At 67.8% G+C, this 23,861-nt stretch carries 24 protein-coding genes, 1 tRNA gene and 1 pseudogene; 11 read left to right on the top strand and 15 right to left on the bottom strand.

Features of this window, described 5'->3' with window-relative positions:
* Positions 1-80 precede the first annotated feature (80 nt).
* The 7 genes from pth to AC5P8D_RS18570 all read right to left on the bottom strand — a co-directional run bounded on the left by pth (position 81) and on the right by AC5P8D_RS18570 (position 5,831).
* Complete coding sequence (gene pth / locus AC5P8D_RS18600; protein ID WP_008268208.1) at positions 81-659, bottom strand: aminoacyl-tRNA hydrolase; 579 nt, start codon at positions 657-659, stop codon at positions 81-83.
* A 48-nt stretch (positions 660-707) separates the two neighbouring features.
* Positions 708-1,325, bottom strand: a complete 618-nt coding sequence (locus AC5P8D_RS18595; RefSeq protein WP_014036085.1) for a 50S ribosomal protein L25/general stress protein Ctc — start codon at positions 1,323-1,325, stop codon at positions 708-710.
* Between the two features lie 110 nt (positions 1,326-1,435).
* Positions 1,436-2,395, bottom strand: a complete 960-nt coding sequence (locus AC5P8D_RS18590; RefSeq protein WP_005415400.1) for a ribose-phosphate diphosphokinase — start codon at positions 2,393-2,395, stop codon at positions 1,436-1,438.
* 140 nt (positions 2,396-2,535) lie between these two features.
* Positions 2,536-2,612 (bottom strand) — tRNA-Gln (locus AC5P8D_RS18585).
* An 11-nt stretch (positions 2,613-2,623) separates the two neighbouring features.
* Positions 2,624-3,493: a 4-(cytidine 5'-diphospho)-2-C-methyl-D-erythritol kinase gene (gene ispE, locus AC5P8D_RS18580; protein WP_057502608.1), complete on the bottom strand. Its 870-nt coding sequence runs from the start codon at positions 3,491-3,493 to the stop codon at positions 2,624-2,626.
* The gene (gene lolB, locus AC5P8D_RS18575) at positions 3,490-4,149 is read right to left on the bottom strand and encodes a lipoprotein insertase outer membrane protein LolB (protein ID WP_100447772.1); all 660 of its coding nucleotides are present in this window, start codon (positions 4,147-4,149) and stop codon (positions 3,490-3,492) included. Before lolB ends, ispE begins: the two co-directional genes overlap by 4 nt.
* Positions 4,146-5,831: a tetratricopeptide repeat protein gene (locus tag AC5P8D_RS18570; protein ID WP_329760166.1), complete on the bottom strand. Its 1,686-nt coding sequence runs from the start codon at positions 5,829-5,831 to the stop codon at positions 4,146-4,148. Before AC5P8D_RS18570 ends, lolB begins: the two co-directional genes overlap by 4 nt.
* A gap of 63 nt (positions 5,832-5,894) precedes the next feature.
* On the opposite strand from AC5P8D_RS18570, the gene hemA reads away from it, so the two are divergent.
* Genes hemA through ppk2 form a run of 4 tightly spaced genes read left to right on the top strand, consistent with a single transcriptional unit; the run spans position 5,895 to position 10,779 of the window.
* On the top strand, positions 5,895-7,178 hold the full coding sequence (hemA, locus tag AC5P8D_RS18565; protein WP_495203564.1) for a glutamyl-tRNA reductase: 1,284 nt from the start codon (positions 5,895-5,897) through the stop codon (positions 7,176-7,178).
* The gene (gene prfA / locus AC5P8D_RS18560; RefSeq protein ID WP_010481754.1) at positions 7,156-8,238 is read left to right on the top strand and encodes a peptide chain release factor 1; all 1,083 of its coding nucleotides are present in this window, start codon (positions 7,156-7,158) and stop codon (positions 8,236-8,238) included. Before hemA ends, prfA begins: the two co-directional genes overlap by 23 nt.
* Positions 8,239-8,243: 5 nt before the next feature.
* On the top strand, positions 8,244-9,950 hold the full coding sequence (locus tag AC5P8D_RS18555) for an O-linked N-acetylglucosamine transferase, SPINDLY family protein (RefSeq protein ID WP_495203563.1): 1,707 nt from the start codon (positions 8,244-8,246) through the stop codon (positions 9,948-9,950).
* 46 nt (positions 9,951-9,996) lie between these two features.
* Entirely contained in the window at positions 9,997-10,779 is a 783-nt protein-coding gene (ppk2, locus tag AC5P8D_RS18550) for a polyphosphate kinase 2 (RefSeq protein WP_019338137.1), read from the top strand.
* Positions 10,780-11,321: 542 nt separating this feature from the next.
* Here ppk2 and AC5P8D_RS18545 read toward each other — a convergent pair.
* Complete coding sequence (locus AC5P8D_RS18545; protein WP_329761206.1) at positions 11,322-11,891, bottom strand: TlpA family protein disulfide reductase; 570 nt, start codon at positions 11,889-11,891, stop codon at positions 11,322-11,324.
* Entirely contained in the window at positions 11,888-13,162 is a 1,275-nt protein-coding gene (locus AC5P8D_RS18540) for a YihY family inner membrane protein (RefSeq protein WP_010481763.1), read from the bottom strand. The genes AC5P8D_RS18545 and AC5P8D_RS18540 overlap by 4 nt, the downstream gene beginning before the upstream one ends.
* A gap of 77 nt (positions 13,163-13,239) precedes the next feature.
* On the opposite strand from AC5P8D_RS18540, the gene wrbA reads away from it, so the two are divergent.
* The 3 genes from wrbA to AC5P8D_RS18525 all read left to right on the top strand — a co-directional run bounded on the left by wrbA (position 13,240) and on the right by AC5P8D_RS18525 (position 14,730).
* Positions 13,240-13,833 carry an NAD(P)H:quinone oxidoreductase gene (gene wrbA / locus AC5P8D_RS18535; protein ID WP_010481764.1) on the top strand — a complete coding sequence of 198 codons (594 nt, stop codon included), beginning with the start codon at positions 13,240-13,242 and terminating at the stop codon, positions 13,831-13,833.
* Positions 13,830-14,165 (top strand): DUF2069 domain-containing protein, encoded by a 336-nt coding sequence (locus tag AC5P8D_RS18530; RefSeq protein WP_019338134.1) that lies wholly within the window; start codon positions 13,830-13,832, stop codon positions 14,163-14,165. Before wrbA ends, AC5P8D_RS18530 begins: the two co-directional genes overlap by 4 nt.
* Before the next feature lie 79 nt (positions 14,166-14,244).
* Positions 14,245-14,730, top strand: a complete 486-nt coding sequence (locus AC5P8D_RS18525) for an asparaginase domain-containing protein (protein WP_040009892.1) — start codon at positions 14,245-14,247, stop codon at positions 14,728-14,730.
* A gap of 120 nt (positions 14,731-14,850) precedes the next feature.
* Here AC5P8D_RS18525 and AC5P8D_RS18520 read toward each other — a convergent pair whose 3' ends face one another.
* The 3 genes from AC5P8D_RS18520 to sufT all read right to left on the bottom strand — a co-directional run bounded on the left by AC5P8D_RS18520 (position 14,851) and on the right by sufT (position 18,746).
* The gene (locus tag AC5P8D_RS18520) at positions 14,851-16,590 is read right to left on the bottom strand and encodes a S8 family peptidase (protein WP_019338133.1); all 1,740 of its coding nucleotides are present in this window, start codon (positions 16,588-16,590) and stop codon (positions 14,851-14,853) included.
* 450 nt (positions 16,591-17,040) lie between these two features.
* Entirely contained in the window at positions 17,041-18,135 is a 1,095-nt protein-coding gene (locus AC5P8D_RS18515; protein WP_010481775.1) for a branched-chain amino acid aminotransferase, read from the bottom strand.
* A 59-nt stretch (positions 18,136-18,194) separates the two neighbouring features.
* Complete coding sequence (gene sufT, locus AC5P8D_RS18510; protein ID WP_005415385.1) at positions 18,195-18,746, bottom strand: putative Fe-S cluster assembly protein SufT; 552 nt, start codon at positions 18,744-18,746, stop codon at positions 18,195-18,197.
* A gap of 122 nt (positions 18,747-18,868) precedes the next feature.
* On the opposite strand from sufT, the gene AC5P8D_RS18505 reads away from it, so the two are divergent.
* Positions 18,869-19,288: a hypothetical protein gene (locus AC5P8D_RS18505; RefSeq protein WP_049436454.1), complete on the top strand. Its 420-nt coding sequence runs from the start codon at positions 18,869-18,871 to the stop codon at positions 19,286-19,288.
* A gap of 111 nt (positions 19,289-19,399) precedes the next feature.
* Here the strand turns inward: AC5P8D_RS18505 and AC5P8D_RS18500 are convergent, their stop codons facing one another.
* On the bottom strand, positions 19,400-20,860 hold the full coding sequence (locus AC5P8D_RS18500) for an NAD(P)(+) transhydrogenase (Re/Si-specific) subunit beta (protein WP_159359823.1): 1,461 nt from the start codon (positions 20,858-20,860) through the stop codon (positions 19,400-19,402).
* A complete protein-coding gene (locus tag AC5P8D_RS18495) occupies positions 20,857-21,177 on the bottom strand; it encodes an NAD(P) transhydrogenase subunit alpha part 2 (RefSeq protein ID WP_019661150.1) in 321 nt (106 codons plus the stop codon). Before AC5P8D_RS18495 ends, AC5P8D_RS18500 begins: the two co-directional genes overlap by 4 nt.
* A 98-nt stretch (positions 21,178-21,275) precedes the next feature.
* On the opposite strand from AC5P8D_RS18495, the pseudogene AC5P8D_RS18490 reads away from it, so the two are divergent.
* The 3 genes and pseudogenes from AC5P8D_RS18490 (at position 21,276) to AC5P8D_RS18480 (ending at position 22,648) form a co-directional block, all read left to right on the top strand.
* Positions 21,276-21,860 (top strand): annotated as a pseudogene (locus AC5P8D_RS18490) (RNA polymerase sigma factor).
* Entirely contained in the window at positions 21,857-22,183 is a 327-nt protein-coding gene (locus tag AC5P8D_RS18485) for a membrane protein (RefSeq protein ID WP_049436456.1), read from the top strand. Before AC5P8D_RS18490 ends, AC5P8D_RS18485 begins: the two are co-directional and overlap by 4 nt.
* A gap of 3 nt (positions 22,184-22,186) precedes the next feature.
* The gene (locus AC5P8D_RS18480) at positions 22,187-22,648 is read left to right on the top strand and encodes a DUF3106 domain-containing protein (RefSeq protein WP_159359821.1); all 462 of its coding nucleotides are present in this window, start codon (positions 22,187-22,189) and stop codon (positions 22,646-22,648) included.
* A gap of 85 nt (positions 22,649-22,733) precedes the next feature.
* Here the strand turns inward: AC5P8D_RS18480 and AC5P8D_RS18475 are convergent, their stop codons facing one another.
* Complete coding sequence (locus AC5P8D_RS18475; protein ID WP_019338112.1) at positions 22,734-23,813, bottom strand: NAD(P) transhydrogenase subunit alpha; 1,080 nt, start codon at positions 23,811-23,813, stop codon at positions 22,734-22,736.
* Positions 23,814-23,861: the final 48 nt, after the last annotated feature.

The following is a 23,861-nucleotide window of genomic DNA, read 5'->3' as shown; positions in this document are numbered from 1 at the left end:
CATCTCGGTGTCGATCATTGTGTGCCAACCAAGGTTGGCACGCACCGGAATCGGGAAGGTTGGCACCTACCCAAAGCGGGTTACTTCGGAGTGTGCAGGCGCTTCATCGCTTCGCTGAAATCGCCCTGTACCGCCAGCGGCATGACGTCGATCGCATCGTCGATGGCGCGCGCGATCAGCACGTCGTCGTCCTTGGACGGGCGGCCGAGCACCCAACCCACCACGCGGTCCTTGTGGCCGGGATGGCCGATGCCCACGCGCAGGCGATGGAACTTGCCGTGACCGAGCAGGCGGATGGTGTCACGCAGGCCGTTCTGGCCACCGTGGCCACCGTCGAACTTCAGCCGCGCCACACCGGGCGCCAAGTCCAGTTCATCATGGGCCAGCAGGGTCTCTTCCGGCTCGATCTTCCAGAACCGCTGCGCGGCGGTGACCGACTTGCCGCTGAGGTTCATGAAGGTGGCGGGCTTGAGCAGCCACACCGTCTGCCCGGCGATCTCGACCTTGGCGGTCTCGCCGAACAGCTTGCTGTCCACATTCCATCGTGCACCGGCTTTTTCAGCCAGGGCCTCAACGAAATGAAACCCGGCATTGTGCCGGGTCCGGGCGTGTTCCGATCCGGGGTTGCCCAGACCGACGATCAGTCGCAGTCCTGCCATGGTTCCTTCCAATACGGTGCCTGCCCGGAGGCAGGCACCGTAGCGGTATTACTCGGCGGCAGCCGCTTCTTCGTCAGCCGCGTCGGCCTTGCCGGCCTTGGCGGTGACGATGGCGTCGTCGTGGTCCTTGCCCAGCGCCAGGGCCGGGATTTCCACGCCCTTCGGCAGCTTGATGTTGGACAGGTACACCACGTCACCGGCCTTCAGCTCGCCCAGGTCGACTTCGATCGACTCCGGCAGGTCCTTCGGCAGGCAGGTGATGGTCACTTCCTTCAGTTCGTGGGTGACCACGACGTCGGCAGCCTTGCCAGCCGGCGAGGTGTCTTCGTTGATGAAGTGCAGCGGGACCGAAGCGGTCAGGGCTTCGTTCTCGTTCACGCGCTGGAAGTCCAGGTGCATGATCAGCTGCTTGTACGGGTGGCGCTGCATGTCACGCAGCAGGACCTTCTGCACCTGGCCGTCCAGGTTCAGGTCCAGGATCGAGGCATAGAACCACTCGTTCTGCTGGGCCAGCCAGATTTCGTTGTGGTCCAGGCTGATGGCGACCGGCTCGGCGTTGCCGCCGTACACGATGGCCGGGATCACACCAGCGTGACGCAGGCGGCGGCTCGCACCCTTACGCTGCAGTTCACGCTTGGTGACCTTGATTTCATGGGTCTTCGACATTTTCGACTACTCAGGTTGTTGCCCTGCCTTGCGGCCTGGCGGTTGAAGATGCTTCCGCGACCAGAAGCACCCGGGGTATGTCCCCGCCGTTGCCGGCAGGGACGAAAAACTCAGTCGACGTACAGCGAGCTGACCGACTCGCCGAAGGCGATGCGGCGCATCGTTTCGGCCAGCATTTCCGCCACGCTCAGCTGGCGGATCTTGCTGCACACCCGCGCGGCGTCCTTCAGCGGGATGGTGTCGGTCACCACCAGCTCGTCGAGCTGGGAATTGGTGATGTTGTCCACCGCCGGGCCCGACAGCACCGCGTGGGTGCAGTAGGCGGCGACCTTGAGCGCACCGCGCGCCTTCAGGGCAGCGGCAGCGGCGCACAGGGTGCCGGCGGTATCGACGATGTCATCGACCATCACGCAGGTCTTGCCTTCGACGTCACCGATGATGTTCATCACGGTGGAGACGTTGGCGCGCGGGCGGCGCTTGTCGATGATCGCCAGGTCGGCGTCATCCAGGCGCTTGGCCACCGCACGGGCGCGGACCACACCACCCACGTCCGGCGACACAACAATCAGGTTCTCGGTGCCGTAGGCGCGCCAGATGTCGGCCAGCAGCAGCGGGGACGCATACACGTTGTCCACCGGAATATCGAAGAAGCCCTGGATCTGGTCAGCGTGCAGGTCGACGGTCAGCACGCGATCAGCGCCAGCGGTGCTGAACATCTTCGCCGCCAGCTTGGCGGTGATCGGCACGCGCGAGGAACGCATGCGGCGATCCTGGCGCGAGTAGCCGAAGTACGGCACCACGGCGGTCACGCTGGCCACCGATGCGCGCTTGAGCGCGTCGATCAGCACCAGCAGTTCCATCAGGTTTTCCGCGCTCGGCGCGCAGGTCGGCTGGATCACGAACACGTCCTGCTTGCGGACGTTCTCTTCGATCTCCACCTGCACTTCGCCATCAGAGAAGTGCGAGACCAGCGCCTTGCCCGGGCGAACCCCCAGTTCCTTGCAGATATTCTGCGCCAGACGTTTGTTGGCGTTGCCGGAAAAGACCAGCAGGTTCGGGGACTCTTGCATCATGATTGTCTCGGGCGGGGACGAGTGGCGGGGATCCGGAGTCGGCAAGGACCCTGATGGACCCTTGCTGCTGACAACACCGCGGTTGTTTCCACGTCCCGCGCGGGCGATGCGCTGGAAGGCGCGGACACAGCCGCTATTGGCAGGGGCGGTAGGATTCGAACCTACGAATGCCAGGATCAAAACCTGGTGCCTTGGGCCTCTTGGCGACGCCCCTGCATTGATAAATCAGTGTTGCTCGAGTGCATCCAGCAGTGGCGAACGCGCAACGCCCGCTGCCACCCTTGCCCGCAACTCCTTCGGCAACTTCGACCGTCCCTGCTCTGCGGCAGACTGCGATGCGAACTCGACGAAACAACCACTTCCCGAACCGGTCAGCCGCGCCGTGCCGATATCGCTCAACGCGGCGAACGCTGCCTCGACGGCAGGCTCACGGCGGCGCAGCACCGGTTCGAACGCGTTCCCGACCAGGGTCCCGGAAGCGAAGTCCTCTATTTTCGCCACTGGGCTGTCGCGCGTCAAATCCGGGTCTGCGAACAGGGCCGGGGTGGGAACATGAACGCCCGGTTCAACCACCACATACCAGGCCGGTTCCAACACGATGGGCTGCAGGCGTTCGCCCACCCCTTCGGCCCAGGCATTGCGCCCGCGCACGAACACCGGCACGTCCGCGCCCAGGCGCAGGCCCAACGCAGCAAGCGCGTCCTCATCCAGACCGGCCCGCCAGAGCCGGTTCAGCACCACCAGCACGGTGGCGGCATCAGAGGAACCGCCGCCAAAGCCACCGCCGGCAGAAACGCGCTTTTCGACGATGATGTCGGCGCCTTGCGCGATATTGGCCGCGTCTTTCAGAATCCGCGCGGCGCGTACCGCCAGATCATCCGCCTCGGCAACGCCGGCCAGCCCCTCGCCCTCACGACGCACCTGCCCGTCTTCACGCAGGCGCAGACCAATGCGGTCGCCCCAGTCCAGCAGCCGGAACACGGTCTGCAGCTCGTGGTAGCCATCGGCGCGGCGACCGGTGATATGCAGGAACAGGTTCAGCTTGGCCGGGGCCGGCCACCAGGACCAGCCCGCGTCATCGCACCCGGCACTCATGGGGCGCCCTGCCCCCACTGATCCACCAGCAGGCGCACCTTGGCGTCGCCATTGCTGGCCTCGATCCGGCGTGGCAGCGCCGGACGCCCGGCCTCGGCCGGGTACCAGTCCAGGTACTGCACCTGCCAGCCCATCTGCTGCATACGACGCGGCCGGCCTTCACCGTCGCGCTCGACCTTCTCCGGACCGGCAGCATCGCCAGCCACCAGGCCACGGATCCACTGCGGCAGCTGGTTGACCGGGATGTCCCAGCCGGTCGCCTCCAGCAGCAGCTGCTGGGCGTCCTCGCCGTCACGCGGCCCGCCGGCCAGTCCCTCAAGGCGACCGGCTTCGGAATGGGTATCGCCGGTCAGCTTCCAGCTCTGCCGGGTCACCGGCGCGCTCAGCTCGACCACATAGCGGCGCCCCTCCTGCTTCCAGTCGATGCGACCGCTGCCGCCGTCCTTGCCCTTGCTGACCGCGACCCGGCCCTGGAAGGCCCAGTCCGACTGTGCCTGCAGCGCGGCCACGCGCGCCGCCTCGGCCCGCGCCGCTTCGGCCGAAACCGTCTCGACCACCGCCGGTGGCGCGGTCTTCTGCGTACCCACGCTGGTACAGGCGGTCACCGCCAGGGTCACGGCCACCAACAGCATCGGCCGGATCAGGGAAACACTCATGGATTGAATTTCTCGCGGGCGCGCAGCAGCGCGCGGTTTTCAGGATCGAGCTTGGCCGCTTCTTCGAAGAAGTGGCGGGCCTCGTCATGCTTGCCCAGCACCCACAGCACTTCGCCAACGTGGGAAGCGATCTCCGGGTCCTTGGCCAGGGTCCAGGCCCGGCGCAGCTGCACCAGTGCTTCTTCCTTGCGGCCCAGGCGATACAACACCCAGCCATAGCTGTCGACGATGGCGGCGTTGTCCGGTTCGGCCACACGGGCGCGGTCGATCAGCTCCAGTGCTTCCTGCAGGCGGCCGGTGCGATCGGCCAGGGTGTAGCCCAGCGCGTTCAAAGCCGGCACGTTCTCCGGGTCGGTCACCAGGATCTTGCGCAGGTCAGCCTCGGCGCGCGGAATGTCATCGCGGCGTTCCCAGGTGAGCGCACGGGCGTACAGCAGGCCGTTGTCATCCGGGTAAGCGGCCAGGCCGCGGGCCAGCGCATCCAGTTCACCGGCGCTGTCGTCGGCGCGCTGGCGCAGTTCCGCTTCCAGCAGGTAGGCGTCGCGGCGGACATCGTCGTCGACCACCGCATCGGACTGGATCGCGTGCACTTCATCCAGCGCCAGCGGCAGGCGCCCGGCCAGGGCCTGGGCGTTGGCCGCACGCAGGCGCGCTTCGCTCAGCTCATCGCCGCCGGGCACGCTGTGATACCACTGCACCGCCTCGGGATAACGCTTCAGGTACTCGGCGATCTTGCCCAGCAGCAGGCGCTGCGCCGGGTCCGGCTTGGCCGCCTGCCGCGACAGTTCGTTGTAGAGGTTGGACAGCGCCGCCTTGTCGCCCTGCTTGGCCAGCAGCGAAGCGCGCATGCCCCAGGTCTGCACGTCCTGCGGGCCGAAGGCCAGCACGCGCTCGGCCGCGGACGGCTGGCCGAGGCTGTCGTAGGCAATGGCCACCGCATTGCGCAGTTCCGGGTCCTGGCGGGTCTTAGGCTCCACATCGTGCAGCAGCGACAGCGCCTTGCCGGTCTCCCCGGCCTGCTGCAGCTGGCTGGCACGCAGCAACGCCACACGCGGTTCTTCAGGGAAGCGCTTGACCACTTCATCGATCATGCGCCGCGCCAGTTCGGGCTTGTCCATGCGCAGGGCGAGGCGGCCGAACTCCTGCCAGGCTTCGATCTTCGGTGGAATGGCGTTGGCGTCGACCAGCTCACCCAGCACCTGCGCGGGCACCGCCGGATCGCGCCCCCCACCGATCAGGGCGGCCAGGGCAAACTTCCAACCGCGCTCGTCGGAGTCGGCCAGCAAGCCCTGCAGTTCGGTGCGGGCAGCCTTCACATCGCCCTGGCGCATGGCCAGCGCACCGGCCGCACTGCGCATGGTCAATGAGCGCGGGGCCCGCTGTTGCCACAGGGCCAGGCCCTTGGCGGCGCTGGCATCATCGTTGGCGAGCATGGAAATGCGGGTCGCACGCTCGGCCAGGCCGGCGTCGCCGTCGGTCTGCTGGGCCGCCTGCAGGTACCAGCGCGCGGCCTCGGCCAGCTTGCCGGCCTGCAGGGCGAACTCACCGGCCATCACCGGCTCCAGCGCCAGTTCCTCAGTGGCCGGGGCCCTTGCAGGGGCCTTGGCCGGCACCGCCGCCAGGGCCTGGCTGCAGGCCAGGGACAGCAGCAGAACACTGGGGATGCGAATCAATGCGGGCATCGTCGGCATCGGGGCCTTAAAATGTCGTCCAATGGCCAGCAGCTTATCGCAAGCAACTGAACAATGACCCTGTGGGTGCTCGGACTGAATCACCAGACCGCACCGGTGGAGCTGCGCGAGCGCGCGGCCTTCGCCGGTGAGGCGTTGCCGCGCGCGCTCGGTTCGCTGCGCGATACCCCGCAGATCGCCGAGGCGGTGCTGCTGTCCACCTGCAACCGCACCGAGCTGTATGCCGTGGCCGATTCGGCACAGGCGCTGGACCAGTGGCTGCACACCCAGGCCGGCGACCTGCAGGGCTACCTGTACCAGCACGCCGATGCCGAAGCCGTGCGCCACCTGTTCCGGGTCGCCACCGGCCTGGATTCGATGGTGCTGGGTGAACCGCAGATCCTCGGCCAGGTGAAGGAGGCCTGGTCGACCGCGCGCGACCACGGCCTTCTCGGCCAGCGCCTGGACCGCCTGTTCCAGCAGACCTTCTCGGTGGCCAAGCGTGCGCGCACCGATACCCAGGTCGGCGCCAACCCGGTATCGGTGGCGTCGGCCGCAGTGCGCTTGGCGCAGAACGCGTTCGCCCGGCTGGACGATTCCACCGTGCTGCTGGTCGGTGCCGGCGAGACCATCGAACTGGCTGCACGGCACCTGAGCGAAGGCAAGGTACGCCGGCTGCTGATCGCCAACCGCACCCTCGCCCACGCGCAGGAACTTGCCAGCCGCCATGGCGGCGTGGCCCTGCCGCTGACCGAACTGGATCGCCACCTCGGCGAGGCCGACATCGTGTTCTCGGCCACCGCCGCGCGCGAACCGGTGATCCATCGCGAGATGGTGGCCAAGGCCCTGCGCGCGCGCCGGCACAAGCCGATGCTGCTGTTCGACCTGGCCGTGCCGCGCGACATCGAAGCCGAGGTCGGCACGCTCAACGACGCCTTCCTCTACACCGTGGACGATCTCGAGCGCGCGGTGGAAGACAACCGCCGTGGCCGCCGCGAGGCCGCCGCCGAAGCCGAGGCGATCATCGACCTGCAGGTGTCGCGCTTCGTCGAGACCCAGCAGGCCAGCGCCCACCAGGCGCCGCTGCGGCAGCTGCGCGCGTTCGGCGAAGCCACCCGTGCCGAGCTGCTGGAGCGCGCACGCCAGCAACTGGCCAACGGCAAGCCGGCCGATGAAGTGCTGGAACTGCTTGCCCACGGCCTGACCAACCGCCTGCTGCATCCGCCGACCGCCGCCCTGCGTGCGGCCGCGCTGAGTGGCGATGCCGACCTGACCCGCGCCGCCGAGCGCCTGTTCCCGGCCACGCCGGGTTACCGCCACCCACCCGTGAGACCCGATGACGCCGACCCTGCGCCGTAAGCTGGAAGCGCTGGCCGAGCGCCGCGAAGAACTGGAACGCCTGCTCGCCGAACCCGATGTGGTCGCCGACAACACTCGTTTCCGCGACCTTTCGCGCGAATTCGCCCAACTTGAACCGATCGCCATCGCCCTGGCTGATGAAGCCCGTGCCAAGGCCGATCTGGCAGCCGCCGAAGGCATGCGCGCCGACCCCGACCTGCGCGAGCTGGCCGACGAGGAAATCGCTGCTGCACAGGCGCGCCTGCAGGAACTGGAGCAGGAGCTGGCGCTGCTGCTGGTGCCGCGCGACCCGCGCGACGAAGGCAACCTGTTCCTGGAAGTGCGCGCGGGTACCGGCGGCGACGAGGCAGCGATCTTTGCCGGCGACCTGTTCCGCATGTACGCCCGCTACGCCGAACGCCAGGGCTGGAAGGTCGAGATCGAATCGGACAGTCCGGGCGAGCACGGTGGCTACAAGGAAGTGGTGGCGCGCGTGGTCGGCCGTGGCGCGTTCTCGCGCCTGAAGTTCGAATCGGGTACGCATCGCGTGCAGCGCGTGCCGGCCACCGAATCGCAGGGCCGCATCCACACCTCGGCGGCCACCGTAGCGATCATTCCCGAGGCCGATGAGGTCGATGACATCGTCATCAACCCGGCCGACCTGAAGGTGGATACCTTCCGCTCGTCCGGCGCCGGTGGCCAGCACGTGAACAAGACCGAATCAGCCATCCGCATCACCCATGTGCCAACCGGCGTGGTGGTGGAATGCCAGACCGAACGCAGCCAGCACGCCAACCGCGACAAGGCGATGAAGCGCCTGAAAGCACAGCTGCTGGACGCCGAGCGCCAGCGCCAGGACGCGGCGCAGGCCGAATCGCGGCGCCTGCAGGTCGGCAGCGGCGACCGCAGCCAGCGCATCCGCACCTACAACTTCCCGCAGGGCCGGATCACCGACCACCGCGTGGAAGGCCTGACCCTGTACGACCTGCCCAACGTACTGGCCGGCGACCTCGATCCGCTGCTGCAGCGGCTCAGCCACGAGCACCAGGTCGACGCCCTGGCCCAGCTGTCGGCGGGCTGAGCACGATGACGGCCTGGCAGCAGCGACAGCACCTGCAACAGGCGATTGCACGCCAGCCCGGCGACTTCGTCGCCTGGGTCATGCTGGCCGATGTGGAACTGGAAGCCGGCGACATCGCTGCCGGCGAACAGGCCGCGCGACGTGCCCTGCAGCTGCGCCCGAATCACCCTGAAGCACTGGCACGGTTGGGTCGCGTGGCCTGGATGGCCGGCGCGCATGCCGACGCGGCGAAGCTGCTCGGCCAGGCCTCGGCGCTGGCCCCGCAGCACCCCGGCATCGCGTTGTGGCTGGGCCATGCGCTGGAAGATGCCGATGATGCAGAAGGCGCGGCGGCGGCCTATCGCCGTGCACATGCGCTGATGCCGGACGAACCCTATATCGCCGCGCAGCGCCTGGCCTGGCAGCGTCGCCTGTGCGACTGGCAGGACGTGGATGCGCTGGCCACACAGGTGCGTGGCGCCCTGGCCGCCGGGCAAGGCGTGGTCGAACCATTCGCGTTCCTCAGCGAGGATGCCAGCGCGGCCGAACAGCTGGCCTGCGCGCGTGCACGCGCCGCAGTGGTTGCTTCGGGGGTGCGTCCCCTTCCTGCCGTGAAGGTGCGCGGGCACGGCCCCTTGCGCGTCGGTTTCCTTTCCAATGGTTTTGGCGCCCATCCCACCGGGCTGCTGACCGTGGCCCTGTTCGAGCAGCTGCGTCATGACCCGGCGTTGCAGCTGCATCTGTTCGCGTTGAACCACGATGATGGCAGCCGCATCCGCCAGCGCCTGCAGGCAGCCACACAGCTGCACGATGTGGCCGGGCTGCGCCATGCAGACACTGCCGCGCGCATCCGCGCACAGGGCATTGACCTGTTGTTCGACCTGCGCGGCTGGGGCGGCGGCGGCACGCCGGAAGTGCTGGCGATGCGCCCTGCCCCGCTGCAGTTGAACTGGCTGGCCTATCCCGGCACATCAGGCGCGCATTGGATGGATGCCGTGGTCGCCGACGACTTCGTGCTGCCGGCATCGCTGGAATCGCAGTTCAGCGAACGCGTCCTGCGCCTGCCACGTGCCCTCCAGCCCTCGGACAACACCCGCATCCTGGCGCCAGCACCATCCCGCGCCGAGTGCGGCCTGCCCGAACACGGCGTGGTGTTCTGCTGCTTCAACAACAGCTACAAGCTCAACCCGCGCAGCATGGGCCGCGCCTTCGCCATTCTGCAGGCAGTGCCCGGCAGCGTGCTGTGGCTGATGTCCGGCCCCGGCCAGGCCGATGCGCGCCTGCGTGCCGCCGCACAGACCGCAGGCCTGGACCCGGCGCGCCTGGTGTTCATGGCCAAGCTGCCGCATCCGCAGTACCTGGCCCGGTATCCGCTGGCCGACCTGTTCCTGGACACGCATCCTTACAACGCCCACACCACCGCCTCCGATGCGCTGTGGGCCGGCTGCCCGGTGCTGACCTGCCCCGGCGACACCTTCGCCGCGCGCGTGGCCGGCAGCCTCAACCACCATCTGGGGTTGGCACGGATGAATGTCGCCGACGATGCCGGGTTCATCGCCACCGCCAGCGCGCTGGGCAACGATCCGGCAGCACTGGCGGCGTTGCGCGCTGAACTGGCACAGGCACGCGAAGACAGCGGCCTGTTCGACATGGCCGGATTTGCCCACGACCTTTCGGCGCTGCTGCAGCATCTGGCGGGCGAACAGGGCTGGCAGGGCCTCGACATCGCCTGAGCGATCCCTGCGCTACGCTCGGGATTCCTCCCCGCGTGGCGTGACGATGGCCAAGCTCAAGCGCAAGGACTACGACGAACTGCTGCTGCCTTTGCAGCTGGAACTGACCGCCATGGCGCGCTGGGTGCAGCACAGCGGGCAACGCCTGCTGGTGCTGTTCGAGGGACGTGATACCGCAGGCAAAGGCGGCGCGATCCAGGCCATCAGCCAGCACCTCAACCCGCGCCAATGCCGGGTGGTGGCGCTGCCCAAGCCCACCGACCGCGAAGCCACGCAGTGGTACTTCCAGCGCTACGCCTCGCACCTGCCGGCCGCCGGCGAGATCGTGCTGATGGACCGCAGCTGGTACAACCGCGCAGGCGTCGAGCGGGTGATGGGCTATTGCAGCGAAACCGAGTACCAGCAGTTCCTGCATCAGGCGCCGGTGTTCGAACAGCTGCTGGTGGACGACGGCATCCTGCTGTTCAAGTACTGGCTGTGCGTGGACCAGGAGCAGCAGGAAAAGCGCTTCGCCGAGCGCCACCTCGATCCGCTGAAGGGCTGGAAGCTCTCCCCGGTCGACCTGAAATCGCGCAGCAAGTACAGCGCTTACACCGAGGCCCGCGAGGCAATGCTGCGCGCGACGCATCGTGAGGCGGCGCCGTGGACGCTGGTGGATTTCAACGACCAGCGGCTGGGCCGGCTGACCCTGGTGCGCAACCTGCTGGACCGGCTGCCGGATACCCGCGTGGACGCGCCTTTGCCGGAGCTGCCGAAGCTGAAGGGCAAGCTGCATCGCGAGCACTACGATGTGCTGAAGCCGATCGAGGATTTCCCGGTCGAGGAATAGGGTGGGTCGGCAGGGCCTGCGGCCCTGCACCTGCTACGAACCAAGGCAACAGCAACAGCCGAAGCAGAAGCGGGTTACCTGTGGGTAGGCGGGGTGGGTCCGGTTGCGGGGGACGCTGCAAGTACGTCCATGTAAGCTCGGTCGCCGCATCCATGCGGCTCACGCCCCCGCAACCGGACCCACCCCGCCTTCGACAGATTCTCGCGACCTGCAGCAGATCGACGACATGCGTGGATGCTCTTCATTCGATTGTCGAAATATTCGATTTCAATGGAGATTCATCCACGCACGGCGTGGATCTAACGTGTCGACCAAGGTCGACACCCACCAACAGCCGCAGAAATCTGTCAGAGGCGGGGCGGTGTCGGAGTGCGGGGTGTCAGCCGCATGGATGCGGCTGCCAAGCCTACATGGACGTACTTGCGGCGTCCCCGCACTCCGACACCGCCCCGCCACAACACGGAAATCGCACTTTGGCAGTTGCTGTTGCCGTTGCTTGAAAGTTTCGGCGGGTGCAGGGCGCAGCCCTGCCGATACCCAACCTACTTGGCAGCAGCGATCTGCTTTTCGATGTCGGCGGCCGTCACCGGGCCGAGGAAGCTGTGCGCCAGCTTGCCCTGCGGGTCCAGCAGGTGCGTCAACGGCAAACCACGCGGCGTGGCGAAATCCGCCGGCGGGTCGAACGGGTCCACGATCACGATCGGATAGGTCACCGGATGCTTGGTCAGGAACGACTGCATCTCCGGCACCTCGATGTCTTCATAGGCCAGGCCGACCACCTCGATGTTGCTGCGCATCGCGTGCAGCGCCGACAGCTCCGGCATCTCCTTGCGGCACGGTGCACACCAGGTCGCCCAGAAATTCACCACCACCCACTTGCCGCGATGCGCGGCCAGGTCGTAGTCGCTGCCATCCACTGCCTTCATCTTCAGCGTCGGGAACTCGGCGGTGATGCGTTCGGCCGGGGTCTCTTCGACCGGCGCCGGTGAGGTCGGCGTCGGTGCCTGTGCCGGTGGCTGGCTGCTGGCGGGGGTCGGCTCCTGGGCCGGCTTGCAGGCCGACAGCGCCAGCAGCAGGGCCAGCGGGAGCAGCAACGGGGTCTTGCGGGTCATGGCATGTCTCCGGAATCGGTGTAGATATCGCTGACCTTGCGCTTGAGGCGTTCGCGCAGGGGCAGCCGCAGATCGTCCAGTGCCGCCAGCGCAGCACGGCCCAGTGTGTCGTCGCGGTAGGGCAGATGCTGCTCGGCTACCGGGATGCGCAGCTGGGTGCATTCGTACAGATCGGCCAGGCTCACCTGGTCCAGGTCGCGCGAGAGCAGCCATTCGCCGCGTTCATCGCGGCGCAACAGGCCGATTTCCTGCAGGTTGCAGGCCAGGTCCTGCAGCAGCGAATCGGTCAGCATCGGCTCCAGACGCAGGATTTCATCGTCGGCCAGGCCCCTGCCCTTGGCACGTGCATGGTGGAAGCGGCCGAGCAGGCGCAGCAGGCCATAGAACTCGTAGCCCTGCGGCAGGCGCAGTTCCACCGGCTGGTAGCGGAAGGCCGCCATCGACGAGGACAGCGACGCGCCCAGCAGCACCGCCACCCAGCACAGGTAGATCCACAGCAGCAGGATCGGCACGAACGCCACCGTGCCGTAGAGCTTCTGGTAGGACTGGAAACTACCCAGATAGGCGCCAATGCCCCACTTCACCAGTTCCAGGATGACCGCCGCGAGAATCGCGCCGGGTACCGCGTGCCGCCATTTCACGGTGTGGTGCGGCACCACCCGGAACATCAGCGTGATGCAGACGAACTCGATCAGGATCGGCGCCAGCCGCAGTGCGAACTCGGCCAGCCAACGACCTTCCTGGGTCCCGAACAGTGGCATCGCGAACACCCGCGCCGACACCGCCAGCGAAGCGGCAGCGAGCATCGCGCCCAACGTCAGCACGGTCCAGTAGACCAGGAAGCGGGTCAGCTTGGGCCGGGTCGAACCGACCCGCCAGATCTGGTTGAAGGTCTCTTCAACGCTGTTGAGGGTGATCAGCAGCGAGACCACCAGCGCGATGAAGCCGGCGGCGGTGAGCTGGCCGGCACTGGCCGAGAACTGCCGCAGGTAGCCCTCCGCCGCGCGCGCGGCATTGGGCACGAAGTTGGAGAAGACGTAATCGCTGAGCTGGTCGCTCCAGCGGTCGAAGACGGGGAAGGCCGAGAGCACGCCGAACACCACGATGGCCAGCGGCACCAGCGCGAACACCGTGGTGTACGCCAGCGCCGCCGCTGCCTGGAACAGGCGGTCGTCGAGGAAGCGATGCCACAGGAAGCGGCCGAAACTGATGGCCCGTGCGCGATCCCGCGCGCGCTCCATCCACAGGTTGAGCGTATCCAAAGGTTCCATCGGCGAAAGGGTACCCGATGCGGAATGCTCGCAGGATAGCCATACTGGTGGCCACACGACGAGGAGAAGCGGGCACGATGGGCGAGATTCTGGTGCTGTACTACAGCCGGGGCGGTTCGGTGGCACGGCTGGCGCGCCAGATCGCGCGGGGCATCGGCGAAGTGCCGGGCATGACCGCGCGCCTGCGCACGGTGCCGCCGGTGGCTGCGGTGACCCAGACCGCGCAGCCGCCGGTACCCGACGATGGCGCCCCCTACGTGAGCGTGCAGGACCTGGTCGAATGCCAGGGCCTGCTGCTCGGCAGCCCCACCCGCTTCGGCAACATGGCGGCCCCGGTGAAGCACTTCCTCGACGGGCTGGGCGCCGAATGGGTCAACGGCACCCTCTCCGGCAAGCCGGCCGGCGTGTTCACCTCCACCGCCTCGATGCATGGCGGGCAGGAATCGACTCTGCTGTCGATGCAGGTGCCACTGCTGCACCATGGCTGCGTGATCGTCGGCATCCCGTTCACCGAGCCGGCGCTGAGCCACACCACCAGTGGCGGCACGCCCTATGGCGCCAGCCACGTCGCCGGTGCCGCCGACGACCCGCAGCCGACCGACGACGAGGCGGTGTTGGCGCGCGCGCTGGGCCACCGGGTGGCCGACATCGCGCAGCGGCTGGCCCGATGAGCGCCGCGCCGCGCACGGTCCTGCTGCTGGCCCTGATGGGGCTGGCCGCGCTGTTCGCCGGCTGGTTCATCAATGACAAGCACTGGCTGGCCACCCAGCTGGTGTTCACCGCGCCGCCACTGGCACTGGCCATCGCACTGCGCCTGGGCTGGCGCAAGGCCGGTTTCTGGGCCTCGGTGCTGGCCCTGGGCTGGTTCAGCCACGGCGTGATGAGCGCCTGGAGCCACCCGGAGACGCGCTGGCTGGCGCTGATCGAGATCGCGCTGGCCCTGCTGGTGGTCTTCAGCACCAGCCTGCCAGGGCTGCGCGCCCGCTTCGGCAAGCGACGCTGACGCTGCGCCCGCCGGGCCGTATCATCTGTGTTCCTGGCCCCGCGCCGCTGTACCTGTCCTGGTTTCGCGCATGCACATGATGGAAGAGCTCCTGGTCGTCACCACCGGTGGCACGATCGACAAGATCTACTTCGACGACAAGTCGGACTACCAGATCGGCGACCCCCAGATCGGCATGATCCTGCGCGAGCTGGGCGTGACGTTCCGCTTCAACGTGATTCCGATCCTGCGCAAGGATTCGCTGCATATCAACGATGAAGACCGCGAACTGATCCGCGCCACCATCGCCGCGCAGCCGACCCGGCACGTGCTGGTGACCCACGGCACCGATTCGATGGTGCAGACCGGCAAGGTGCTGGCGACGATCCCGGACAAGACCATCGTGATGACCGGCGCGCTGAGCCCGGCGCGTTTCCGCGGTTCGGATGCGGAGTTCAACATCGGCTGCGCGATCGGTGCGGTGCAGTCGTTGCCGACCGGCGTGTACATCGCGATGAACGGGCGGATTTTCGACCCGCAGCACGTGCGCAAGAACGTGGCCGCGAACCGCTTCGAATCGGTTTGAGGAACGGCGTGCCGACCAGGGTCGGCACCCACCACGACGCGGCGGCACGCACCACCGCGCGGCCCCATGCAAAAACGCCCCGGCCTAAGCCGGGGCGTGCCCATGGAGAGGGGCTTGGGCTCAGTACTGGGCGTTGAGGGTCAGGCCCGAGAAGGTGCTGTACGCCTTCACCCGCACATACCAGGTGCCGGCGGCGGGGCTGTTGACGGTGCAGGTTTCAGCATTGCCGCTCAGGTACGGACGGCAGGTGTACACCGTGTCGGTCGGGGCACTGCCCTGGCGCAGATACAGGTCGGCGTCACCGCTGCCGCCACTGATCGCCACGCGCAGCTGGGTGCTGCCGGCCGGAACGTTCACGGTGTAACTCAGCGAAGCGCCGCTGGCAGCGCCCAGGCCGGTCACCGGAACGTTGTTCTGCAGCACGTTGCCACCCGGGTTCGGGCCGCCGCCGTTGATCGCTGCAGCGACCGCCGCGTCGGCGTCGATGATGCCGGCGCCGCAGCCACCCGAGCAGGCGCCCGGCAGCGGGCGTGCGGTGCTCTTGATGATGCTCTCCACCTGCGCCGGGCTCAGCGGGCTTGGGGCTACGGATTGCATCAGCGCGACCACGCCGGCCACATGCGGTGCTGCCATCGAGGTGCCGTTGTACGAAGCGTAGCTGGCACTGCCCGGGGTGGTGGTGCCGCTGTTGAGGGTGGACAGGATGCCCTGGCCCGGTGCCGAGATATCGATGCCGTTGCCATAGTTGGAGAAGCTGGCACGCGCACCGGCCGAGGTGGTGGCCGCCACTGCGATCACGTTCGGGCAGTTGGCCGGCACCGACGAGGACACGTTGGTGTTGCTGTTGCCAGCGGCGACCACCACGGTGGTGCCACGGCCGACAGCGCCATTGATCGCGTTCTGGTAGGTGGTCGAGCAGCTGCCACCGCCGCCCAGCGAGAGGTTGATGACCTCGGCCGGATTGGCATTGGCCGGCACGCCGCTGACGCTGCCGCCGGAGGCCCACACAATCGCGTCGGCGATGTCAGAGGTGTAACCGCCGCATTTGCCGAGCACGCGCACCGGCACGACCTTGGCGTTGAATGCGGTACCTGCCACGCCGGTGCTGTTGTTGGTCACCGCCGCCACCGTACCGGCCACGTGGGTACCGTGCCAGCTGGAGTTCGAGCCCGGGTAGCCCGCCTGGCACTCGTTGTCGCCGTACCAGTCGCCCTCATCGTTCGGGTTGTTGTCGCGGCCGTTGCCGTCGCGCGCCATCGCCGCGTCGCTGATGAAGTCGTAGCCCGGCAGGATGTTGGCATTGAGGTCGGCATGGTTGGTGATGCCGGTGTCGATCACCGCCACGACCACACCGGTGCCGGTGGCCTTGTCCCAGGCCGGCCGGATGTTGATGCCGGCATTGGAGGTGCCGAAGCCCCATTGCTCGCTGAAGCGGGTGTCGTTCGGGGTCAGCGTGGCACGCATGATCTGGTCGACTTCAACGTATTCCACGTTCGGGTCGGCGGCCAACTTGCGCATCAGCTGCTCGGATTCGGCCTGGTCGAGCGGACGATCGGTCTTGACCAGGGTCGGGCCGACGGCCAGCTTGCGGACCTGCTGCAGGCCCAGCGCGCGGCCCTGGCTGCTGGCCAGGCCGGCGGCGGCACTTTTCAGTGAAGAGGCCAGTGCGGTGGTGTTGGCCACCGGCGCGCTGCCGTCGCGGTACTTCACGATGAAGCGCTGGTGGGTCGGCGCGGACTGCAGGCCGCTGAGCTGGACATCACCGGCCAGCGCAGGCGTGGCCAGCAGCAGCGATGACAGAACGGACGCACCAAGGACCACCCACACTCGACGCACACGCGGTTGCGTTACCTGGGACATCGTATTTCCCTTTCTTGTGGTGTGAATGCCGGAATCGGCAGAAGCACCGGCCCGAACCCTGGGCTGGCTTGCATTGGCGAGGTTCGAAGTCCGGCGAGCCAGCGGATCCCCCTTCCGATCCGCCGTGCAGATGACGCTAATGACCAAAACCGGACACCACAAGATTTTCAGCGTCTTTTCAGCAAGATGAAATGTTCGTTCTGAGACTTCCCGGGTCGAGGGTTTGTGAAGGTGAAGGAACTTTCTCGTGCCCTGCACAGACCTGACTGGGTCGTCACGTGTCCCGGAATGACTTTGCCGACATCGGCGTCCGCTGTTTCGGGGCCAGATCCTTTTCCCATGGAAAAGGGATCTGACCCCCAGGCCCATAACGCAGAAAGCCCGTCACAGGGACGGGCTTTCCAGAGGCGCAGTCGAGCATGGCTCGACGCTACGGTTCGGCGTGGGTGATCAGCCCAGCTTGACCAGCCAGTTGTGGCGGTCCGGCAGGCGGCCGTACTGGATGTCGGTCAGTTCCTTGCGCAGCGACATGGTCACTTCGCCGGCCGGGGCATTGATGTCCCCCACCGAGAAGCCCTCGCCCTTCAGCTGGCCGATCGGGGTGACCACCGCCGCGGTGCCGCAGGCGAACACTTCGGCGATCTCGCCGGAGGCAACGCCGTCCTTCCACTCGTCGATGCTGACCTTGCGCTCTTCGACCTTCATGCCGCGGTCGCGGGCCAGCTGCAGGATGCTCTCGCGGGTAATGCCCTCAAGGATGCTGCCCGAGAGCTGCGGGGTGACCAGCGTGCCGTCCTTGTAGACCAGGAACACGTTCATGCCGCCCAGTTCTTCCAGGTACTTGCCTTCCACCGGGTCGAGGAACAACACCTGCGAGCAGCCCTGTGCCTGCGCCTTCTGCTGCGGCAGCAGCGAAGCCGCGTAGTTGCCGCCGCACTTGGCGGCGCCGGTGCCGCCCTTGGCTGCACGCGCGTATTCGGTGGACAGCCAGATCGACACCGGGGCGACGCCCTTGGCGAAGTACGGGCCAGCCGGGCTGGCGATGACGTAGTAGCCGGCCTTGTGCGCGCCACGCACGCCGAGGAAGGCTTCGTCGCCGATCATGAACGGACGGAAGTACAGGCTCGACTCATCGGCCGACGGCACCCAGGCGCTGTCGACGGCGATCAGCTGCTTCAGCGATTCGACGAAGATCTCCACCGGCAGTTCCGGCAGCGCCAGGCGCTGCGCCGAACGCTGCAGGCGACGGCCGTTGGCATCCGGGCGGAAGGTCCAGATCGAACCGTCGGCATGGCGATAGGCCTTGATGCCTTCGAAGATTTCCTGGCCGTAATGCAGCACGGCTGCAGCCGGGTCCAGCTGCAGCGGGCCGTAGGCGCGCACGTTGGCGTTGTGCCAGCCGGTGTCCTTGTCCCAGCGCACTTCCACCATGTGGTCGGTGAAGTGCAGGCCGAAGCCCGGCTTCTCCAGGATCTGGGCGCGCTCTTCAGCGCTGCGCGGGTGGTCCGAACGGGTGACGGCGAAGCTGGGAATGGACTGGGACACCGGAGATTTCCTGTTCTGGTTGCGGGTAATGCCGGGCCCGCGTCACTGCGGGCCGTGGGTCAAAGCATGCCGGTCTCGAGCCGGGCCGCCTCGGACATCATGTGCTGGTTCCACGGCGGGTCGAATACCAGGTCGACGTCGGCCTCGGCCACCGTCGGGATCATTTCGAGCTTGCTGCGCACGTCGTCGACCAGGATCTCGCCCATGCCGCAGCCCGGTGCGGTCAGGGTCATCTTCACGTCGATCTCGCGCTTGCCTTCGTCCAGGTGCTTGATCTCGACTTCGTAGACCAGGCCCAGTTCGACGATGTTCACCGGAATTTCCGGGTCGAAGCAGGTGCGCAGCTGCTGCCATACCAGCTGTTCCACCTGTTCATCGGTGGCATCGGCGGGCAGTTCCAGCGGTGCCGGCGCCTCCTTGCCGATGGCGTCGCCGTCCTTGCCGGCGATGCGGAACAGGTTGCCCTCGACAAACACCGAATAACTGCCGCCCAGTGCCTGGGTGATGTACCCATAGCTGCCGGCAGGCAGGGTCACGGTGTCGCCCTGCGGGACCATCACGGCCTCGCAATCGCGTTCGAAGTGGACAGGTTCGCTGCTACGGGAATACATGGGGACCGATATGGGGCCGTGGCCGGGGCCACGCAAGACGGCATTCTAGCCCAGCCGCCCTGCGGCCGCCGGTGCACTGCGGCAAACCACAGTATCCTGTGGGTGATCTTCAGGGAGCTTCGATGTCCTCCAATGCCGCGCGTGCCAGGACCGTGACCTGGCTCTGGCCCCTCATGCTGTTGCTGGGTCTGGTTGTTGCTCCCCTTGCCTGGATGGTGCTGGCGCTGATGACCGGCCGGCAGGTCGGCTGGATGGCGGTACTGACCGCCCTGGAACTGGTGTTCATGCTGCGCATGGGTACGCTGGGCCCGGGCCGGTTGCGCATCGCGCTGGTCGTGCTGGGCACCCTGCTGGTGGCCGCCGTGGCCAACTGGGCCATCGCCAGCGCCTGGATGGGCGGCTCGATCGGGCTGGATCTGTGGGACGCCACGATGCGGATGGGCCCGCACCTGGCCTGGACCCTGATCACCCTCGCCAATGGCGCGATCGAGTGGCTGTGGCTGGCCCTGGGCGTGGCCGTGGGCGCCTGGCTGGCGCGCTGACCGCGCAGATTCACGCCACGCGTGGATGAGGGTAGCGCCGGGCCATGCCCGGCGAGCGCAGCGGTCCGCACGAAACGCCGCCGGGCATGGCCCGGCGCTACCGGTACGGCCTCAATGCCCGCCGTCGAGCGCCTTCAGTTCGCTCACCAGCGAGGCTGCCGCTTCCGCACCGTCGCCGTACAGCATGCGGGTGTTGTCGGCGTAGAACAGCGCATTCTCGATGCCGGCGAAGCCGGTGCCCTTGCCGCGCTTGATCACCACCACGTTGCGCGCGTTGACCACGTCCAGCACGGGCATGCCGTAGATCGGGCTGGCCGGGTCGGTGCGTGCCACCGGATTGACCACGTCGTTGGCACCGATCACCAGCACCACGTCGGTGTTGGCGAACTCCGGGTTGATGTCGTCCATGTCGGCGATCAGGTCGTAGGGCACGCCCGCTTCGGCCAGCAGCACGTTCATGTGCCCGGGCATGCGTCCGGCCACCGGGTGGATCGCGAACTTCACCTTCACCCCGCGCTGGCCCAGCCGCTGCGCCAGCTCCCATATCTTGTGCTGCGCCTGCGCCACCGCCATGCCGTATCCAGGCACGATCACCACGCGTTCGGCGTAGGCCATCATCGCCGCGACATCCGACGCTTCAATCGGCTTCTGCGCACCCGTGATCGCCTGCGCTTCCCCGCCGGCACCGCCGCCGAAGTTGGAGAACAACACGTTGCGGATCGGCCGGTTCATCGCCTTGGCCATCAGCCGGGTCAGCAGGATGCCCGCCGCGCCGACCATCATGCCGGCGATGATCAATGCCTCGTTGCCCAGCACGTAGCCTTCGAACGACACCGCCAGGCCGGTGAAGGCGTTGTACAGCGAGATCACCACCGGCATGTCGGCGCCGCCGATCGGCAGCGTCATCAGCACGCCCAGTGCCAGCGCCAGCACGAAGAAGGCGACGATCGCCCAGGTGTGGAGCGTGCTCGCGGCGATGATCGCCAGCACCACCACCGCCAGTGCCACCAGCAGGTTCATCACCTGCTGGCCGGGCCAGGTCACGCGCTTGTCCAGGCGCCCATCCAGCTTGGCCCAGGCGATCACCGAGCCGGACAGCGACACCGCACCGATGGCCGCGCCGACCACCGCCAGCAGCAGCACCATGCCCGACGGCTGCCGTGCGGCCAGGTCGGCCAGCGCCTGCGTGCTCCAGTGACTGGTATCGCGGTTGGCCAGGAAGGCGTAGCGCAGCAGTTCCACTGCACCGATGGCCGCCGCCGAGCCACCGCCCATGCCGTTGTACAGCGCCACCATCTGCGGCATGTCGGTGATGGCAACCTTGCCGGCCGACCACCAGGCCAGGCCGGCGCCGAGCAGCAGCGCCACCAGGATCAGCGGCACGTTGTGCAGTTCGGGGAGCAAGAAGGTCGCCACCGTGGCCAGCAGCATGCCCAGCCCGGCCCAGCGGATGCCGCTGCGCGCGGTCAGCGGCGAGGCCATGCGCTGCAGGCCCAGAAGGAACAGCGTGGCGGCAGCGAGGTAACTGGCCTTGACCAGCCAATCGAGCAGTTCGACGGTGCTGATGTTCAAGCCTGCGGCTCCTTCGGTTCGTCCTGGCCCCCCTTGGGCGCGCTCGGCTTGAACATTTCCAGCATGCGCGCGGTGACCACGTAGCCACCGGCGGCGTTGCCGGCACCGAGCACCACGGCGAGGAAGCCCAGGGCTTTCTCCAGCGGCGTCTGCGCATGCCCCAGCACCACCATCGCGCCGATCAGCACGATGCCGTGGATGAAGTTGGAGCCCGACATCAGCGGGGTATGCAGGATCACCGGCACCCGCGAAATGATCACGTGGCCGGCGATGGCCGCCAGCATGAAGATGTACAGCGCCACGAACCCGTCACTCACTGGCAACGCTCCTGCTCTGTCTTCGTCGTCCCATCATAACCATGGGCTGAACCCCGCGTGCACCCGGCGTCAACCGAAGCGGCGCTCACGCGTTGTCGATGGTGACCCCGAGCGAGGAACCGTACCCTGTGCTGGTGAGCAGCCCCGTCCCCCCGAGCGCCGAGACCGATGCCCCGCCGGCATCGCTGGAGGCGTTCCTGGCCAGCGTCGGCCCGCGTGCGTTCCGCTTCGCCGAGGCCGGCCTGCGCCAGCGCGAAGACGCCATGGACGCAGTGCAGGACGCACTGCTGCGCATGCTGGACTACGCCGACAAGCCGGCGGCCGAATGGGCGCCGCTGTTCTGGAGCATCCTGCGCCGGCGCGTGATCGACGCACAGCGCCGGCGCCGCTTCCGCCTGCCGTTCTGGCGCGACAACCAGGACGCCGACGGGGGCGAGATCGACTAGGCCGATCCCGGCCCGGACCCGGCGCAGGCGCACGAACAGCGCCAGCAGTACCAGCAGCTGGTGGACGCGTTGCGCCGCCTGCCCGCCCGCCAGCGCGAAGCCTTCACCCTTCGCGTGCTGCAGGACCTGGACGGGGCCACCACCGCCCGCGCCATGGGCTGCAGCGAAGGCGCGGTAAAAACCCATCTGGCACGCGCCCGCCAGGCGCTGCAGGATTACCTGGAGATCCACCCGTGAACCGCTCCCTGCCTTCCGATGACACCCTGCGCAGCCTGCACGCACAGTCGCTGCACGCGCTGTCGCCGGCAACGCTGGCCCGGCTGCGCCAGGCTCGCCACGGCGCCACGGCCACCCATCGCGGGCGCTGGCGCTGGTGGCTGGCCAGTGCCTGTTCGCTGGTGGTGGCACTGGGTATCGGCCTGCAGTTCAGCGGCCATGGCACGCTGACGGGCCCTGCGCCGGCACCTGTGCTTGCCTCGGTGGAAGACAACAGCGCGCTCTACGACGAAAATCCCGACCTGTACCTGTGGCTGGGCGATACCGACCTGGCGATGGAGTGAACCATGCCCCGATTCAATCACCTGCCGCTGCTGCTGACCCTGTCGCTGCTGCCGGCCCTCCCGGCACTGGCGCAGAGCGCCGCGCCCTCCCCTGCCGCACGCCCCGCGCCGGCCGCGCCGCTGCCGGCCTGGGAACAGTTGAGTGAAGCACAGCGGGAATCCCTGCTGGCACCGCTGCGCGACCGCTGGAACAGCGCCGATGCCGGCCAGCGCCAGCGCATGCTCTCGCATGGCCAGCGCTGGCAGTCGATGAGCCCTGAGGAACGCGACAAGGCCCGACGTGGCCTGCGCCGCTTCGAGCACATGAGCCCGGAACAGCGTGAGCAGGCCCGGGCCCTGTTCGGCCAGATGCGGGATCTGCCGCCCGCGCAGCGCGACGCACTGCGCGAGCGCTGGTCGCAGATGACGCCGCAACAACGCAAGGACTGGGTGCGCGAGAACCCGCCGCCGGCGAAGCCGCGGTAACGCCTCCGCTTCGGTAGCGCCGGGCCATGCCCGGCGGATTTCCGCATACCGCTGCGCTCGCCGGGCATGGCCCGGCGCTACCGACTCACGCCTGCCAGCGCGTCTTCGCCAGCAGCTCGTCGTCCCAGTCGAAACCGAGCTGGCCTTCGCGCACGAACAGCGCGACGAAGTTGAGCAGGTTGCGCGCATACATCTCGCTGGCCTGCGTTGCACCGCGGCTGGCCAGGCCCAGCGGGCCATCGATGGTCACGCCCTGATGCTCGATGCACTGCCCCGGCTGGGTCAGTGCGCAGTTGCCGCCGCTCTCCGCCGCCAGATCCACGATCACGCTGCCGGTGGCCATGCCTTCCACCATTGCGGCAGTCACGATCGTCGGCGCCGGTCGCCCCGGAACCGCAGCGGTGCAGATCACCACATCCACACCACGCAGGTGGTCGGCCAGGCGGCGCTGCTGCTCGGCACGCTCTTCATCGGTCAACGCGCGCGCGTAACCGCCCTCGCCCGCCGCGCTCACCCCGAGGTCGAGAAAGCGCGCGCCCAGCGACTGGATCTGCTCGCGGGTTTCCGGGCGCACGTCGAAGCCTTCCACCTGCGCACCAAGACGCCGGGCAGTGGCAATGGCCTGCAGGCCCGCCACGCCCGCACCGATCACCAGCACCTTGGCCGGTCGCACGGTGCCGGCAGCAGTGGTCAGCATCGGGAAGAAACGGGGCGCGCGTTCGGCCGCGATCAGCGCCGCCTTGTAGCCGGCCATGCCGGCCTGCGAACTGAGCACGTCCATCGCCTGCGCGCGGGTGGTGCGCGGCAGCTGCTGCAGCGGGAACAGCTGCAGGCGGTCGCCAGCGGCCAATGCCGCAAGCGCCGGATCACTGGCCGGGGCCAGCAGGCCAACCACGCTGGCAGCGGGCTTGAGCTGCTCCAGGACCAACGCCGGCGGCGCCTGCACGCACAGCAGGATATCGATCTCGCCCCAACGGCCCGCGTCGAACACACGTGCGCCGGCATCGTCATAGGCCGCATCGGTGAAGCCTGCGGCCAAGCCGGCGCCGGCCTCGTACCAGACGGTAATGCCGAGGGCACCGAGCTTGCGCGCGGTTTCCGGCGTCAACGCCACGCGCCGTTCGCCCGGCGCGGTCTCCTTGATCCCCAGCAACGCCACGGCCATGCAGGTCCCCGCTGATCGGTGAGTTTTCCCGATCCTAGCAGGCAGCCA

Source organism: Stenotrophomonas sp. YJH_SMC_101-4 (genome assembly GCF_059370395.1).
This window is presented reverse-complemented; position numbering and strand designations above follow the sequence as displayed.